Source organism: Winogradskyella aurantia (genome assembly GCF_002266855.1).
Lineage (GTDB): Bacteria > Bacteroidota > Bacteroidia > Flavobacteriales > Flavobacteriaceae > Winogradskyella > Winogradskyella aurantia.
Window position 1 is genome coordinate 176,983 of sequence record NZ_NGJN01000007.1, and the last position, 15,970, is coordinate 192,952.

Below are 15,970 nucleotides of genomic sequence, written 5' to 3' on the forward strand. Positions count from 1 at the left end.
TTAAATTATTCAATCCTTAATTATATAGAATAACCACAACTCCTAGAAGTTGTGGTTTTTTTAATGAACAAACCTAATCTACAGATTACGACACTGCCTTTAGCTTTTTTAAGGTAGATTTAGATAATCTGTCTTCGGCGTAGGCTTTGGTAACATGTAATTTGGTCTCCCCAGAACCAGGGTAATTAAACATAGCTTCTGTTAAGATTTCCTCACAAAGGGAGCGCAGTCCGCGAGCACCTAATTTATACTCAATAGCTTTTTCAACAATATAGTCTAGAGCACCTTCAGTAATCGTAAATTCCACATCATCCATGGCAAACAATTTTTTGTATTGCTTTATGATGGCATTTTTCGGTTCTGTTAAGATTGCCCTTAAGGTACTGGCATCTAATGGGTCCATATGCGTTAATACAGGCAAGCGACCTATAATCTCTGGTATTAAGCCAAAATCCTTTAAATCTTTTGGGATAATATATTGCAAGATATTATCATCTTCTATTGTTGCAGCTTTTATAGAGCTATAACCAATAGCTTGCATATTCAAACGCTTGGTAATAACACGTTCAATCCCGTCAAAGGCGCCACCAGCAATAAAAAGAATATGTTCAGTATTAACCTCAATGAATTTTTGATCTGGATGTTTGCGACCTCCTTTTGGTGGAACGTTAACAACTGTTCCCTCTAATAGTTTTAATAGCGCTTGTTGCACACCTTCACCAGAAACATCTCTGGTAATGGACGGATTATCACTTTTTCTAGCAATCTTATCAATCTCATCTATAAAAACAATGCCGCGCTGAGCTTTCTCCAAATTATAATCTGCGGCTTGGAGTAGCCTGGTCAATATACTTTCCACATCCTCACCAACATAACCAGCTTCGGTTAATACCGTTGCGTCAACAATGGCCAAAGGTACGTTAAGCATCTTGGCAATAGTCTTTGCCATTAAGGTTTTACCCGTTCCCGTCTGCCCTACCATAATGATATTACTCTTTTGGATTTCAATATCATCATCAGAGGGTGGTTGCAATAAACGCTTGTAATGATTATAAACCGCAACAGACATTACCCGCTTGGTGTATTCTTGTCCAATGATATATTCGTCTAAAAACGCTTTTATCTCTTTGGGCTTACGCAGCATTAATTCTGCACTTAGTTCAGAATTACCACTTTGTTTTGACTCTTCTATAACAATCCCATGAGCCTGCTCAATACAGCGGTCGCATATATGGGCATCTAATCCTGCAATTAGTAAATTGGTTTCTGGCTTTTTTCTACCACAAAATGAACATTCTAATTCTTCCTTTGCCATAATAAATCTCGTTTGAAGGTATTAGTCGCAATAATGATTAATTACTTGCGCTCCAAAACCTCATCAATCATTCCATAATCCAGAGCCTCATTAGATCTCATCCAATAATCCCTGTCAGAGTCCTTTTCAACTTGGTCATAAGATTGCCCAGAATGGTTGGCTATAATATTGTATAATTCTTCCTTTACCTTAATGGTTTCTCGTACTGCAATTTCCATATCTGAAACCTGACCCTGTGTACCACTCATTGGCTGGTGAATCATTACTCTAGAGTGTTTTAAAGCTGAACGCTTACCCTTTTCTCCAGCGCATAAAAGCACAGCAGCCATAGATGCAGCTATTCCAGTACAAATAGTTGCTACATCCGGTTTTACAAACTGCATGGTATCATAAATACCTAATCCGGCGTAAACGCTACCTCCTGGAGAATTGATATAAATCTGAATATCCTTAGCGGCATCTACACTCTGTAAAAATAATAACTGTGCTTGTATAATATTAGCTACTTGGTCATTTACACCAGTACCCAAAAATATAATCCGATCCATCATCAAACGCGAAAACACGTCCATTGCAACTGCATTCATCTGTCTTTCCTCAATAATATTTGGTGTAAGATTTGTTGGATACATACTCGTAATGACCTTGTCAAAATACAAGGAATTCATTCCTTGGTCCTTAGTGGCAAACTTTTCAAATTCTTTTCCGTAATTCATATGTTTTAAATAAATTCTTCGTTAAAAAAAAAGCGTAAAACGACTTCGTTTTACGCCTTAAAGATACTAATTTATTCAGAAACGATTAGCTGTAAAACTCTTTTACAAAATCGTCATAGGTTATTTTCTTAGTCTTCAAATTGGCTTCCGCTTTGTAAAGCTCCAATAATTTTTGGCTCATTAACTGCTCAGAAAGGCGTTTTACTTCATCTTTATTAGATAAAATTCGAGCAGCTATATCTTCTAGCTCCTTTTCGCTTGGGTTCATTTGACCGAACTGCGCCATTTGACCCTTAATCATTTCTATGGCATAGGCCTTTAAATCGTCAAACTGTACTTGAAGATTGTGCTCTTGGATTAACTTACCCTCTATTAATTGGTAACGTATACTTTTTTCAGATTTTTCAAACTCTTCTTTAGCCTGATCTTGGCTCATCGGTTCCTCCCCTGCCGTCTGCATCCATTTTTGTAAAAATTCAGCAGGTAGGTCAAACTTAGTGTCTTCAACTAAATACTCTGTAACATCATTCAGCAACTTCTGGTCACTTTGTTGTGTGAATTGTTTCTCAGAATCGGTTTTGATACGTTCTTTTAATTCGGTCACTGAGGTAACATTGCCCTTTCCAAAAAGTTTGTCGAACAAGTCTTGATCTAAATCGGCTAATTCACGTTTGTTAATTTCAGAAACTTCAAAATTAACCTCTATATCTAAACCATGAGCATCTTCATGATTCACTTTTAAAAACGCCATTAAGTCATGGTCATCCTTGAAAAGCCCTTTAGTATTTAGGGTAATAATATCGCCAACTTTAGCACCGATGAATTTCTTGCTATTTGTCTTACCTTTAAATTTATCCAAGGTAATGGTAGCGACATTCTCAATGTTCTTGTCCTCATTACTAAACTTGCCTGTTATTTCCGAATCCTCACTCACTTCATCCTGTGAAATAAGTTTACCGTATTGTTTCTGAATATGTTCAACCTGGTTGTTGATCATTTTATCATCCGCCACAATATTGTAATGCGTTATAGCTTTTTTACCTTTTAATTTCACGTCAAACTCAGGCGCTAATCCCAATTCAAATTCAAATGAAAACGCATCGGCATCCCAATCTAGGTCGTCTTGAGGTTTTGGTAAAGGGTTTCCTAAAACATCTAATTTTTCCTCTACCAGATATTTTCCAATCGCATCTTGCAATAGTTTGTTAACCTCATCAACAAGAACGGCTTTACCGTATTGCTTTTTTACTAAATTCATTGGTACATGGCCTTTTCTAAAGCCAGGTATGTTTGCCGACTTGCGGTAATCGGTTAATATTTTTTCTACCTTATCGCTATAATCGTCTTTTGTAATCTCGACTTTAACAACGGCATTTAGTGCATCGCTATTTTCTCTTGTAATATTCATGCTATATGTTACTAAAATTGGGCTGCAAAAATACGATATTTTTTGCAACCCAACAACATTTTGAACCATTGAAATGCCTAAGCCTCCTTCTCTTTAAATAAAGATTGCAAAATGGATTGAAGTATGGATAATAGAACACTGAAAATAAGTGCCCACCAAAAACTTGTTACGCTGAATCCATCTATTAATTTATCGGCTAGCAAGATAATGAGCGCATTGATCACAAAAAGGAAAAGTCCAAGGGTTACTATAGTAACAGGAAGAGTGAAAATGACTAATATAGGCTTTACAAAAAGATTGAGAATTGAGAGTACAACAGCCACAATAATGGCACCAAGGTAGCCATCAACAGTTACACCACTTAAAATATAAGATAGAATTAAAACGGCTAGGGCATTGATTAAAAGTCGAATGATGAGATTCATATTGATAGGTTTTTTTAGTTACTCATTTTATAATTAACCCTCAAGATACAAAATTCATAACTGCTTCATAAAAGGCCTCCGGGTTTTCTGCATGTAACCAATGACCAGCATTAGGAATAGTAATTAGTTTAGAATTTGGGAAATGTTTTTTTATTATGGCCTCGTCCAACTGCCCAATATATTCAGATTTGTCACCTCGCAGAAAAAGAGACGCTTTATCAAAATGTGCGTGAGATGGCAAACCCTCACCTACCTCAGCAACAGTTTCTCTTAACGCCTCAAGATTCATTCGCAATCCTAATTTTCCTTTCTCAACCCAATATAAGTTTTTAAGTAAAAACATACGCGTACCGTCATCGGGGACAAATCTACTAAGCGCTTCATCAGCCTCCCCACGTGAGCTAATCTCAGAAAAACCTAAACTGTCCAAGCCTTCTAAGATAGTCTCATGGTGCACAGGATAATATCTCGGTGAAATATCTGCAACAATCAACTTTTCAACCTTATGAGGATATTTAGACGCGAATACCATAGCAGTTTTACCGCCCATGCTGTGCCCGAGTAAAATTATATCGTTTAACCCATACTTATCACAATAACGTTTTAAGTCATCTGCCATAGCATCATAGTTAAATTCATCTGAATGAAAACTCCTGCCATGGTTGCGTTGGTCAACCAGATGTACCTCAAAGTTGGCCTCAGCAAATTGCCTACCAAGAGTTTTCCAATTATCGCCCATACCTAAAAACCCATGAAGAATAAGAAAAGGCTGACCTTTGCCAAGTCTGTTAGCGTGTAATATCATCTTAATTTATGTAAATACATTTGCACCACATTCTCTATACCTAAATAGAGACTTTCCGCCACTAAAGCGTGCCCTATTGAAACTTCTAGCAATCCCGTGATATTCTCTTTAAAGAATTGGATATTGTCGAGTGATAGATCGTGGCCGGCATTAATCCCTAATTGTAAGGTGTTGGCTAGCCCAGCACATTCCATATAAGGCTCAATACCATTCTTATTTCCTATTTTATATTGGTGCGCATAGGCTTCGGTGTAAAGTTCAATTCTATCAGTACCCGTTTCTTTTGCTCCTTCAATTTGATGTAAATCAGGATCGACAAATATGGATGTTCTAATGCCGTTATTTTTGAACTCCTTAATAACCTCTTGCAAAAAACTCTTGTGTTTAATAGTATCCCAACCTGCATTAGACGTGATAGCGTCTTCTGCATCAGGAACCAATGTCACTTGGGTCGGTTTAGTGTCTAGAACAAGATCAATAAACTTTGGGATGGGGTTACCCTCAATATTGAATTCTGTAGTTATGATTGGTTTTAAATCATAGGCATCTTGATAACGAATATGGCGTTCATCTGGCCTAGGATGGATAGTTATACCTTGTGCTCCAAAACGTTGTACATCCATAGCAAACTGGACAACATTAGGCACGTCACCTCCCCTACTATTTCTCAGAGTTGCAATCTTATTAATATTAACACTTAATTTCGTCATTTCCTCTAGTTTTACGTCACAAAAATACGAAGTACAACAAGCACTTTCTCCTTAATTTTAGTTAATTTGCAAGATATTATAACCCGTACGTATGCAGTTACAAGATTATGTAATAAACGATATTAAACCTCTTCAGGTTTCAGATAAAATGAGCGATTTGCAGATGCTTTTTAACCAGTTGACCTATTCACATATCCCTATACAGCGCGATGGTGTTTACATTGGTTGCATCCCCGAAACTGACGCGCATTGTTTTGAAGGCACTAAAACCATAAATGAGTGCAGCTACACCGCGGAAGGTTTTTTTGTACGAGACACCACAAATTGGTTGGATGTGCTTGAGGCATTTGCTCAAAATGACTCTAACATTATGCCCATTTTGGATAAAAATAATAAGTACATCGGGTACTATGAGCTGAATGATATCATGCATTTATTTAATGAGACACCTTTCTTTTCTGAACCTGGAGGTGTGCTTGTGTTGGAAAAAGGCATACATGACTATTCATTTAGTGAAATTAGCCAAATTGTAGAATCTAATGACGGTAAGCTTTTAGGTGCTTTTATTTCTGAAATGGACGGGGATCTAACGCGTATCACCTTAAAAATAGGAAGTTCAAGTCTTAATGAAATTATTCAAACTTTTAGGAGATACAGTTATAACATCATTTCCGGGCACGAGGAAGACTCCTATATAGAGAGTTTAAAGGAACGGTCACAGTATTTAGATAAATATTTAAACATGTAATGATGAAGATAGCCATATATGGGCAAAATTACACCAAGGAAACATCTCAGGACGTCTTTTCAAGTTTGGTTGGTGAGCTTCAAAATTACGATATGGACATTCATGTTGAAGCTGGCTTTTTACAGCAGCAGCATCTCCCCGAATCAAAACGAAATGCTATAAATTCCTTCGACAAACTCGATTCAACTTTTGATTTACTGGTGAGCATCGGCGGGGATGGCACTATTCTCAGGGCTATAACCTATGTTGGGGACTTAGGCATCCCTATTGTGGGAATAAATACAGGCCGATTGGGTTTCTTGGCTACTATTCAAACCAATGAAATCTCTAATGCTTTTGAACAAATCGTAAAAAAGGAATTTAAAATTTCTAAAAGAACGCTATTGTGTGTTACAACCCAACCTGCACATAGCGATATTTCCGAAATTAACTTTGCACTGAACGAAATAGCCATAAGCAGAAAAAATACCACTTCCATGATTACAGTTGAAACACATCTTAACGATGAGTATTTAACTTCCTATTGGGCTGATGGCTTAATTCTGTCAACACCAACGGGTTCTACAGGATACTCCTTAAGTTGTGGTGGCCCTGTAATTGCTCCTGAGGCTGAAAATTTTGTTTTAACCCCTATTGCTCCTCACAATCTAAGTGCAAGACCATTGGTTATACCTGATAGCACTGTGATTTCCTTTAAAGTGGATGGAAGGGAGGACAAATTTTTAATGTCTTTAGATTCTAGAATTGTAACCCTTCCAAATACTACAAAAGTTACGGTGAGAAAGGCAGATTTTGCCATTAAAATGGTTGAACTCCTCGACGAGACATTTTTAGACACCCTCCGTAAAAAATTGCTTTGGGGTGAAGATCGCCGCAATTAAACAATAAATACCCTTAAAATCTGTTTATCACTAAGACAATTTGTGCCAAATTACTGAACACAAGTGAGAATTGTTATATTTGCAAACTTTGAAAATTATATGAGGTATTTACTGCTATTCGTAGTTAACATTTTTATGAGCCAAATCGCTGTGAGTCAAATCTATGAAGTTGGTGTTTTTGCTGGTGGAAGTAATTTTATTGGAGATGTTGGTGCTACAAATTATATCTCACCAAATCAAGCAGCTATTGGCGGAATTTTCAAATGGAACAGAAGCCCAAGACATTCGTTTAGGGCATCTGTGATTTTTTCTAATTTGGAGGGCAAGGATAACAAATCAGATGATCCGAGGCGCTTAGAACGCGACTACAGTTTTGAAACAAGTCTATTAGAAATTTCATTAGGTATGGAATTTACTTTTTTCGATTTCAACCTCCACGAAACGGGACCAAAAGGCACGCCTTACCTCTATTCTGGCATCTCACTTGCTAATCACGATAACTATTATTTTACTCAAAACGGTGTTTATACCTCTGAAAACACAAATAGTTGGGCCATTGGAATACCCATGGTATTAGGCTATAAAACCAGTATCTCCACTCATTTTGTTTTAGCAGCCGAAATTGGAGCTAGGTATACTTTTTCTGATGAGTTAGATGGCAGTGTTCCAGATAATGAAGGAAGAGCGTCTTTGAGTTTTGGTAATACAAACAGCAATGATTGGTATGTGTTTTCTGGAATTACACTAACTTACACCTTTGGAAGAATGCCTTGCTATTGCGGATTTTGATATGAGCTTAAAGGATCAAATACAAAAAGACAGATTGCCCAACCATATTGCCATTATTATGGACGGCAATGGGCGCTGGGCAAAACAGAAGGGACTTGTCCGGGTAATAGGTCATGAAAATGGCACGAAGGCGGTTCGAGAGACTGTAGAGGCTAGCGCGGAACTCGGAATTAAAAATCTAACCCTTTATGCCTTTTCAACTGAAAATTGGAATAGGCCGAAAATAGAAGTGCAGACGTTAATGAGACTTTTGGTTAAATCCTTAAAAAAGGAAATTAAAACCTTACAAGACAACAACATTAAACTTTCGGCCATAGGTTGTCTAGATGATTTACCAAAAAAAGCGTCTCAAGAGCTTTCCGATGTCATGGAAAAAACAAAAAACAATAAGAATATGACATTGACATTGGCACTAAGCTATGGGTCCCGTGAAGAAATTGTTAATGTTATAAAGGAATTATCAGTTAAAGTTAAAAATAATATAATTTCACCCGAAAGTATTGATGAATCCATTATAAATAAGCATCTTTACACGCAAAATTTACCAGACGTTGACCTACTGATTCGCACGAGTGGTGAGCAGCGGATAAGTAATTTTTTGCTATGGCAAATTGCCTATGCAGAATTATATTTTACTGATATTCTATGGCCCGATTTTAAAAAGGAAAATCTCTATGAAGCACTCATAAATTATCAAAACAGAGAACGACGATTTGGAAAAACGAGCGAACAACTTACCTAAGAAAGCAATATTGAATTCCCTTATAAAAACGTTTTGCACTGTTGTGTTTCTTTGCACTGTTAGTGTTAGTGCTCAAGTAGAAGGTGGTAAGACCTATTTGATCAAGGATATTACGGTTACCGGTAATACTAATTTTAGTCCACAGACTATTATTGCCTATTCTAAACTAAGAAAAGACGAAGAGATTCAAATACGTGGCGAAAAGATTGCTAATGCAGTTAAAACACTTTGGAAGTCTAACCTCTTTAGCAGTATAGATATATACCTTACAAACATTGAAGGTAACACAGCCAACTTGGAGATAAAACTTATTGATTTACCAGAACTCAAGGAGTTAACCATCACAGGTATTAGGAAGGGAAAAAAGGATGAAATTATAGAAGAGAACGATTTAGTTCCTGGACAAAAGGTTACAGAAAATCTTATCGCCACTACACGAAATTATCTTACCAATAAATACCAAAAGAAAGGGTTTTTAAACACAAAAGTTAATATTGTTACTTCACAAGTCATTGACTCCATTGAAAAAGAGCGCGTTGACATGTTAATCAAAATCGACAAGGGAGAGAAGGTAAAAATTAAAAAAATCATCTTTGATGGTAATGAAAAAATAAGTGATAAGAAACTCCGGAAAGCCATGAAGAATACGAAGAAGAAAAATCCTATTCGTATTTTTAAACGATCTAAATATATCGAGGAAGATTTTAGAACAGACTTAGTGAGTGTTGTAGATAAGTACAAGGAAAATGGCTATCGTGATGCTCGTATCATTTCAGACTCTATCATATACAACAATGATAAAACAATTAGTCTCAACATTCAAATTGAGGAGGGAGAAAAATATACTTTTGGTAAGATTGATTTTGTTGGCAATACCGTATATCCTGACAAATACTTGGCTGGCATCTTAGGGATAAAAGAAGGAGACACATACAATGGTGTTGAACTGCGTGAGCGCATTGCTAACACAGAAAACCCAGACGCAAATGATTTAACCAATGCATATCAGAATTACGGTTATATGTTCTCTACTATAAATCCCGTAGAAGTTAGTGCAGAGGGTAATGTTATTGATATGGAAATTCGCATATCAGAAGGTAAACCAGCCTATTTCGATAATGTCACGGTTACGGGTAATGATGTTACCAACGATCATGTGATTTATAGGGAAATAAGAACAAGACCTGGAGAATTATATAGAAAAGCAGATATCATTAGAACCATTCGAGAATTAGGCCAGTTAGGCTTTTTCGATGCTCAACAACTGGTTCCTGATATCAAAAACCCCAATCCTGTTGACGGTACACTCGACATAGATTACAAAGTTGTTGAACAAGGGTCAAGTCAAATTCAACTTCAAGGTGGCTATGGGGGTGGTGGTTTTATAGGCACGCTGGGTCTTTCTTTTAATAATTTTGCAATAAAGGATATTTTTAATAAAGATGCTTATAAGCCTGTACCTCGTGGTGATGGACAGAGTCTAGCCCTCAGATTACAAGCAAGTCAATTTTTCCAAACTTATAGTTTTTCATTTAGTGAGCCATGGTTGGGTGGTAAAAAGCCATTTCAGTTGTCTACGTCATTATCACATTCAAGACAGTTTTTGTTCAACCCCCAAACCCGAAGAGCCGATAAATCACGACGGTTTAACATTACTGGCTTAACTGTCGGTGTTTCTACACGATTAACCAAGCCAGACGATTACTTTATTCTTTCTCAAGCCTTAAGCTATCAGCATTACGACTTGCAAAACTACAATACAGGATTGTTTACCTTCGGAGATGGTACCTCCAATAATTTATCTTACACCATAGGACTGAGTAGAAATAATCTTTACACAGACCCTATTTACCCAACAGGAGGTTCCAGTTTTTCAGCTTCAGTAAAGTTTAGCTTTCCTTATTCCTTAGTTAATGGCGTAGATTATAAGGCTCTTAGAGAGGAAAGAGATCAATTAGACCCGAACGATCCAGATGATTTTGCCCGCATTGGTGAAATAGACCAAGAGCGTTTTGGATGGTTAGAATTCTACAAAATTAAGTTTAAAGTTGATTGGTATACCGAACTGAGCAAAAACCTGGTATTAAGACCTAGTGCAGAATTTGGTTTTCTAGGGGCCTATAATCTAGATAGGGGAATTATTCCTTTTGAGCGCTTCTTTTTGGGAGGTGATGGTTTAGGAAATTTTGCATTAGATGGCAGGGAAATCATTCAATTAAGAGGTTACCCTAACCAATCTTTGTCTTCTCAAGATGGTGGTTCAATTTACAACAAGTTTTCGTTGGAACTTAGATACCCTATTACATTAGGCGCTCAAGCTAAAATTTATGCATTATCCTTTATGGAAGCAGGAGCCTCTGTTAATAGCTTTAAGGAATTCGACCCTTTCAACCTTAATAGGTCCGCCGGACTCGGGGTTAGGATTTTTATGCCTGCATTTGGTCTATTAGGAATAGATTTTGGGTATGGCTTCGACCCATTACCAGGTCTAACCCAACCTAACGGATGGGAAACCCATTTCATAATTGGCCAACAGTTTTAAGTTTGGCACGATATTTTCTAATAGTTTATAAAGGATTTCAATATGGTGTTAAAATTTTTAAGAATATATTTCGTTTATTTGAAGTAACCTAATGCTTAATACAAGCTTCGATTTATTGCAGGAAACTGTTTTAAAAAATTAAACACAAATGATGAAATTCAAAGTTCTTTTATTAATCATATTTTTAAGTCTAATAGGCCTTGTAGCACATGCCCAACGTGGCGTGAGAATTGGCTATATAGATACCGAGTATATTTTACAAAACGTTCCGGAATATCAAGAAGCCTCAGCCCAGTTAGACAAAAAAGCTTTGCAATGGAAATCAGACATCGAAAAAAAACTATCTGTTATTGAACAAAAAAAGAAAGAACTAGATAATGAAAGTGTTCTTCTAACAAAAGAGCTTTACGAAGAGCGTTATGAGGAAATTACCTTCGAAGAAGCTGAGATAATTGATCTTCAACAGAAGCGTTTTGGTCCAAATGGGGATTTAATGATTCAAAAAAGGCAACTCATTGAACCTATACAAGATCAAATATTTGCAGCAGTTCAGGAGATAGCCACAACCAAAAAATTTGATTTTATATTTGATAAATCTGCTGACGTAGTGATGTTATATTCGGCTGAGCGTTATGACATAAGTGAACAAGTATTACGGACCATAACGAGATCATCTAGACGAAAACAGGTTAACTCAAAAGAAGAGCGCAAAGCCCTTGAAGAAGAAGAAGTTGTGCCGATCGTTAGCCAAGAAAAAGATGAAAGGCAAAAAGCACTAGATGATCGTAAGGCACAACGTGAAGCAGAACTTGCCGCAAGACGAGCGGAAAGAGAAAAAGCCATTGAGGACAGGCGCAGACAACAAGAAGAGTTGAGGGAAGCTAAAAGGCGAGAAGCTGAAGAACGGCGTCAAAGAATGCTTGACGAACGAAACGGTAAAAGCAGCGCTACCCAAGCAGATGGTGCTAAAGAAGCTACAGAGGACTCTGAACAGGTTATGTCACCAATCCCAGCTAAGAAAACAGTTAACGACACTTTAGCCAATGACAAGAAAACGATGAAAGCCGAAAATAAAAACCCTAAAGAAGACGTAAAAAAAGATTCAAGCAACGTGAGTAAACCAAAAACTGAAGCAGAAATTTTAGAAGAAAAACGAGAGCAAAAAGTTAAGGAAAGAGAAGCAAGAAGAAAAGCACTTGAAGAGCGGAAACAAAAAATAATTGAACAAAGGAGAAAAGCTCGCGAGGAACGTGAGGAACAAATTAGAAAGAATGACTCTATAGCAAAAGCTAAAAAGGAAGAAGAAAATAATTAATATTTATAACACAAAACAACTTAAAAACAATGAAACATTTAAAATCGTTATTATTTGCTACAGCCCTATTTATTGGAGCAACAAGTTTCACCTCTGCACAGAGTAAAATTGCCCATATAGATAAACAAGAGCTTATCAAAGCTATGCCTGAGTACACTTCTGCACAAGCAGAAATCGAAAAATTAGGCAAAACCTATGAGACAACCATACAAACGTCCATAAAGGAACTGGAAAACAAACTAAAACAATACGATGCTGAAGCCTCTAGTCAGACACAAGAGGAGAATCAAAAGCGTATGCAAGAGGTAGAAGGCATGAAGCAAAGCCTAGGGCAGTACCAACAGCAGGCACAAAAAGATCTTCAAGAAAAAGAGTTTAATTTATTAAAGCCAATTGTTGAAAAAGCTGATAATGCCATCCAGGCTGTAGCTAAACAGCAAGGTTTTCAATACGTATTAGACTCAGCCATGTTAATTATGGCCGAAGGTAAAGACCTTATGATAGATGTAAAAGCCTATTTAAAAATTTAAGCATCAAAAATATATTTGTTTTAAAGTCGCTTACTTGATAAGCGACTTTTTATTTTTGTATCTATGAGTACTAAACCTATAGGCATGTTTGATTCAGGTGTTGGGGGCACTTCCATTTTAATGGAGCTTCATACCCTTATGCCAAATGAAAATTACATTTACCTTGCCGATAGCAAAAATGCGCCCTATGGCAATAAGACAAAAGAAGAAATACTTCAGTTGAGTGTCAAGAATTCCAAACTTCTTATAGAAAAGGGTTGTAAAATTATTGTTGTTGCCTGCAATACCGCTACTACTAATGCCATTTCACACTTAAGGAGTAATTACAATGTCCCATTTATAGGGATTGAGCCCGCTATAAAGCCTGCTGCATTACACTCTAAAACCAAGGCTGTGGGAATACTCGCCACTAAAGGAACCCTAAGCAGTGATTTATTCCACAATACATCATCCTTATTTACCAGTGGAATAAAAGTAATTGAACAAGTAGGTGAAGGCATAGTACCACTGATCGAAGCCGGAAAATTGTATTCTCCTGAAATGGAAGAGCTACTTAAAAGCTATTTGGAGCCTATGTTAAGTCAAGACATAGATTACTTAGTACTAGGGTGTACACATTATCCTTATCTAATACCTATACTCAATTCCATACTACCACGAGAAGTAAAAATTATTGATTCGGGTTTAGCCGTAGCAAGGCAGACACAAACGGTTTTAAAAACCCGAAGCCTGATTAACAAAAGCCAACAGAAAGCCAGTGTTAAGCTATTCACAAATGGTAATCTAGATGTTCTAAAGTCCATTTTAGCTGACAAGTTCGAAACATCTTACTTAGATTTCTAGTAAGGTTTTGCACTGATTTACATCTAAACTATAATGAAATTGATTTTTATTTATAATGCTGATTCAGGAGTATTAAATTCGGTCTTTGATACTGCTCATAAACTTTTAAGTCCTCAAACCTATGCGTGTAGTTTATGTGCATTAACCTATGGTCCCTTTGGCGAGAAAAATATCTGGAAAAACTTTAGAAAGCATCAAAAAACCGAAATGATATTTTATCATAAGGATGAATTTGAAGCCCAGTTCCCAAACGGGAACATTAACTACCCTGCAATACTAAAATTAAATAATAATTTACTCTCCACAGTCTTAGATTACAAGGCTATAAGCAAGATGTCAACAGTAGAAGAATTAATTAAAGAATTAAAGTCTATTCTTTAAACCAACCCGAATATTTCACGTAGTTATTGGCGATTCGATCAATCTCCCCAGAAATCAATTCTTGGCTGATATCCTTAACTTTTTTTGCCGGAATACCGGCATAAATACTCCCAGATTCAATATGTGTGTTCTGAGTAACAACCGCCCCTGCAGCAATTATACTGTTACTTTCCACAACGCATCCATCCATGATAATACTTCCCATACCAACTAGGACGTTATCGTTGATTGTACAACCATGAACAATGGCATTATGTGCAATAGAAACATTATTCCCTATTGTTGTTGGTGACTTTTGATAGGTACAGTGTATAACTGCTCCATCTTGAACATTTACCTTATTTCCCATCTTTATGAAGTGCACATCCCCTCTTATAACAGCATTAAACCAAATACTGCATTCGTTGCCCATAATAACTTCACCTACAATAGTCGCATTATCTGCTATGAAACAATCTTCTGGAATTTGAGGGCTAATCCCTCGTACTGCTTTAATTAATGGCATGACTCAATATAAAATGATACTAATTATTGTGTTTTTAAGACATAAATCAAATCTTATATGATGTAAAATACTTCGCCTAACGATGTCAAAAACCAATATCAGCGAGACATCAAAGGTGACAACTTTCTAAGAAAACCTTAGCAAAACATCGTAAAGGATAGCAATTTAATTCTAGTTTACAGCTGGACAATTACATTCGTATTTTTCCCGTCTACAATTAAAGTTATAACCTAGGGTAATCTGATGAAATCCACCTTGGTTAAAATTAATTGTATTTGCCTGATACGAGTATGTATAAGCGAACATAAATTGATTATAATCGACTCCAATAAAAGGGGTGAAATACTGTAGTTTTTGGCTACTAATACCAGAGCCATCCAAAAACTCGGCACCATCTATGCTTCGCCTATATGAAAGTCCTCCCCATATTTTACCAAAATCCATTTCCCTGTACACCTTCGCATTAATATCTATTGAAGATTCTTCCGTTGCTTCCCTGTACATGTACATAATTGAAGGCTCATAACTCCATGGACTTCCAAATTTGCTAAACACATATCCAGTAGACAAGAGATAGGTCCTTAAATTATCAAATTCAAATCCTTGATCATTAAAATTAATACCTTCATTTTTAAGGATATTTTTTGCTGTAAAATGCACGTAAAAATCAATGAATTGATATGAAAATCCAAAATCTATATTAAAATTGGTAGCACTTTGTTCAATCCCCGCTATTAAAGCATCAAAATCCCCAGGTCCCAGAAATGTCGTTTCGTCTAATTTATATTGAAGAAATCCAGCACTCAAACCAAAGGACAACATATTCAAGTCAATCTCATTTCTAGAAAACATCAAGTGATAAGCAAAAGTCGCATAACCCCCTTGTGTGGAATGGAATCCATTTTCATCGTTAAATAATATACCACCAAGTGCCACTGGTGAATCTCCTAACCTACCATTTACACTTAATGTTTGCAGGCTCGGTGCATTATCAACACCAAACCATTGCTGTCTAGCTGTTAATCTAACTTTTGCACAATTTGCAACCCCAGCCATAGAAGGATGGATTAGGTAATAATTGTCCAACAAATAATCTGAATAAATTGGAACGCCTTCTTGTGCAAAACTAAAATCTGCACAAAAGGATATAATAAAGATTAGTAGGCAATACTTTTTTAATTTCATCATAAATTATCGTTTCAAGGTAAAATGGGCCCTAAATTCCTTTCGCGCTCCCGTGAGCGGCTCGTTGTAGGTCAGGGTGAACCAGTAATCGCTGCTCGGCATCATGCTCCCGTTGAAGGTTCCGTCCCAG

The 15,970-nt window shown here is 36.6% G+C and carries 18 protein-coding genes; 9 read left to right on the forward strand and 9 right to left on the reverse strand.

Annotated features, from left to right (window positions below; translation table 11 throughout):
* Positions 1–85 precede the first annotated feature (85 nt).
* The 6 genes from clpX to CA834_RS13095 all read right to left on the reverse strand — a co-directional run bounded on the left by clpX (position 86) and on the right by CA834_RS13095 (position 5,379).
* Entirely contained in the window at positions 86–1,315 is a 1,230-nt protein-coding gene (clpX, locus tag CA834_RS13070) for an ATP-dependent Clp protease ATP-binding subunit ClpX (protein ID WP_094969160.1), read from the reverse strand.
* Between the two features lie 41 nt (positions 1,316–1,356).
* Complete coding sequence (clpP, locus tag CA834_RS13075; RefSeq protein ID WP_094969161.1) at positions 1,357–2,031, reverse strand: ATP-dependent Clp endopeptidase proteolytic subunit ClpP; 675 nt, start codon at positions 2,029–2,031, stop codon at positions 1,357–1,359.
* Positions 2,032–2,116: 85 nt separating this feature from the next.
* Entirely contained in the window at positions 2,117–3,439 is a 1,323-nt protein-coding gene (gene tig, locus CA834_RS13080; protein WP_094969162.1) for a trigger factor, read from the reverse strand.
* Positions 3,440–3,516: 77 nt separating this feature from the next.
* Positions 3,517–3,864 carry a phage holin family protein gene (locus CA834_RS13085; RefSeq protein WP_094969163.1) on the reverse strand — a complete coding sequence of 116 codons (348 nt, stop codon included), beginning with the start codon at positions 3,862–3,864 and terminating at the stop codon, positions 3,517–3,519.
* Between the two features lie 40 nt (positions 3,865–3,904).
* Positions 3,905–4,669 carry an alpha/beta fold hydrolase gene (locus tag CA834_RS13090; RefSeq protein WP_094969164.1) on the reverse strand — a complete coding sequence of 255 codons (765 nt, stop codon included), beginning with the start codon at positions 4,667–4,669 and terminating at the stop codon, positions 3,905–3,907.
* Positions 4,666–5,379, reverse strand: a complete 714-nt coding sequence (locus CA834_RS13095; RefSeq protein ID WP_094969165.1) for a pyridoxine 5'-phosphate synthase — start codon at positions 5,377–5,379, stop codon at positions 4,666–4,668. The genes CA834_RS13090 and CA834_RS13095 overlap by 4 nt, the downstream gene beginning before the upstream one ends.
* A gap of 91 nt (positions 5,380–5,470) precedes the next feature.
* On the opposite strand from CA834_RS13095, the gene CA834_RS13100 reads away from it, so the two are divergent.
* The 9 genes from CA834_RS13100 to CA834_RS13140 all read left to right on the forward strand — a co-directional run bounded on the left by CA834_RS13100 (position 5,471) and on the right by CA834_RS13140 (position 14,150).
* Positions 5,471–6,127: a CBS domain-containing protein gene (locus CA834_RS13100; protein ID WP_094969166.1), complete on the forward strand. Its 657-nt coding sequence runs from the start codon at positions 5,471–5,473 to the stop codon at positions 6,125–6,127.
* A gap of 2 nt (positions 6,128–6,129) precedes the next feature.
* Complete coding sequence (locus tag CA834_RS13105; RefSeq protein ID WP_094969167.1) at positions 6,130–7,008, forward strand: NAD kinase; 879 nt, start codon at positions 6,130–6,132, stop codon at positions 7,006–7,008.
* A gap of 99 nt (positions 7,009–7,107) precedes the next feature.
* The gene (gene porG / locus CA834_RS13110; RefSeq protein ID WP_094969168.1) at positions 7,108–7,797 is read left to right on the forward strand and encodes a type IX secretion system protein PorG; all 690 of its coding nucleotides are present in this window, start codon (positions 7,108–7,110) and stop codon (positions 7,795–7,797) included.
* A gap of 1 nt (position 7,798) precedes the next feature.
* Positions 7,799–8,539, forward strand: coding sequence for an isoprenyl transferase (locus tag CA834_RS13115; protein WP_094969169.1), 741 nt, complete (start codon positions 7,799–7,801; stop codon positions 8,537–8,539).
* Entirely contained in the window at positions 8,511–11,081 is a 2,571-nt protein-coding gene (locus tag CA834_RS13120; RefSeq protein WP_094969170.1) for a BamA/OMP85 family outer membrane protein, read from the forward strand. The genes CA834_RS13115 and CA834_RS13120 overlap by 29 nt, the downstream gene beginning before the upstream one ends.
* Before the next feature lie 148 nt (positions 11,082–11,229).
* Positions 11,230–12,396, forward strand: coding sequence for an OmpH family outer membrane protein (locus CA834_RS13125; RefSeq protein ID WP_240507602.1), 1,167 nt, complete (start codon positions 11,230–11,232; stop codon positions 12,394–12,396).
* A gap of 29 nt (positions 12,397–12,425) precedes the next feature.
* Positions 12,426–12,926 carry an OmpH family outer membrane protein gene (locus CA834_RS13130; RefSeq protein ID WP_094969172.1) on the forward strand — a complete coding sequence of 167 codons (501 nt, stop codon included), beginning with the start codon at positions 12,426–12,428 and terminating at the stop codon, positions 12,924–12,926.
* Between the two features lie 63 nt (positions 12,927–12,989).
* The gene (murI, locus tag CA834_RS13135; protein WP_094969173.1) at positions 12,990–13,769 is read left to right on the forward strand and encodes a glutamate racemase; all 780 of its coding nucleotides are present in this window, start codon (positions 12,990–12,992) and stop codon (positions 13,767–13,769) included.
* Positions 13,770–13,802: 33 nt separating this feature from the next.
* Entirely contained in the window at positions 13,803–14,150 is a 348-nt protein-coding gene (locus CA834_RS13140; RefSeq protein WP_094969174.1) for a GTPase, read from the forward strand.
* Here CA834_RS13140 and CA834_RS13145 read toward each other — a convergent pair.
* The 3 genes from CA834_RS13145 to CA834_RS13155 all read right to left on the reverse strand — a co-directional run.
* On the reverse strand, positions 14,140–14,655 hold the full coding sequence (locus CA834_RS13145; RefSeq protein WP_094969175.1) for a gamma carbonic anhydrase family protein: 516 nt from the start codon (positions 14,653–14,655) through the stop codon (positions 14,140–14,142). The two genes, CA834_RS13140 and CA834_RS13145, sit on opposite strands and share 11 nt — an antisense overlap.
* A gap of 171 nt (positions 14,656–14,826) precedes the next feature.
* Entirely contained in the window at positions 14,827–15,840 is a 1,014-nt protein-coding gene (locus CA834_RS13150) for a PorP/SprF family type IX secretion system membrane protein (RefSeq protein ID WP_094969176.1), read from the reverse strand.
* A gap of 6 nt (positions 15,841–15,846) precedes the next feature.
* A partial coding sequence (locus CA834_RS13155; RefSeq protein WP_133085504.1) for a T9SS type B sorting domain-containing protein occupies positions 15,847–15,970 on the reverse strand: 124 nt, incomplete at its 5' end.

Bases quoted from the DNA above. Each gene is read 5' to 3' on its own strand.
- CA834_RS13145 (WP_094969175.1), bottom strand. From the start codon at position 14,655: ATGCCATTAATTAAAGCAGTACGAGGGATTAGCCCTCAAATTCCAGAA.
- CA834_RS13105 (WP_094969167.1), top strand. From the start codon at position 6,130: ATGAAGATAGCCATATATGGGCAAAATTACACCAAGGAAACATCTCAG.
- tig (WP_094969162.1), bottom strand. From the start codon at position 3,439: ATGAATATTACAAGAGAAAATAGCGATGCACTAAATGCCGTTGTTAAA.
- murI (WP_094969173.1), top strand. From the start codon at position 12,990: ATGAGTACTAAACCTATAGGCATGTTTGATTCAGGTGTTGGGGGCACT.
- clpX (WP_094969160.1), bottom strand. From the start codon at position 1,315: ATGGCAAAGGAAGAATTAGAATGTTCATTTTGTGGTAGAAAAAAGCCA.
- CA834_RS13095 (WP_094969165.1), bottom strand. From the start codon at position 5,379: ATGACGAAATTAAGTGTTAATATTAATAAGATTGCAACTCTGAGAAAT.
- CA834_RS13125 (WP_240507602.1), top strand. From the start codon at position 11,230: ATGATGAAATTCAAAGTTCTTTTATTAATCATATTTTTAAGTCTAATA.
- CA834_RS13100 (WP_094969166.1), top strand. From the start codon at position 5,471: ATGCAGTTACAAGATTATGTAATAAACGATATTAAACCTCTTCAGGTT.
- CA834_RS13090 (WP_094969164.1), bottom strand. From the start codon at position 4,669: ATGATATTACACGCTAACAGACTTGGCAAAGGTCAGCCTTTTCTTATT.
- CA834_RS13130 (WP_094969172.1), top strand. From the start codon at position 12,426: ATGAAACATTTAAAATCGTTATTATTTGCTACAGCCCTATTTATTGGA.
- CA834_RS13150 (WP_094969176.1), bottom strand. From the start codon at position 15,840: ATGAAATTAAAAAAGTATTGCCTACTAATCTTTATTATATCCTTTTGT.
- CA834_RS13085 (WP_094969163.1), bottom strand. From the start codon at position 3,864: ATGAATCTCATCATTCGACTTTTAATCAATGCCCTAGCCGTTTTAATT.
- clpP (WP_094969161.1), bottom strand. From the start codon at position 2,031: ATGAATTACGGAAAAGAATTTGAAAAGTTTGCCACTAAGGACCAAGGA.
- porG (WP_094969168.1), top strand. From the start codon at position 7,108: ATGAGGTATTTACTGCTATTCGTAGTTAACATTTTTATGAGCCAAATC.
- CA834_RS13140 (WP_094969174.1), top strand. From the start codon at position 13,803: ATGAAATTGATTTTTATTTATAATGCTGATTCAGGAGTATTAAATTCG.
- CA834_RS13115 (WP_094969169.1), top strand. From the start codon at position 7,799: ATGAGCTTAAAGGATCAAATACAAAAAGACAGATTGCCCAACCATATT.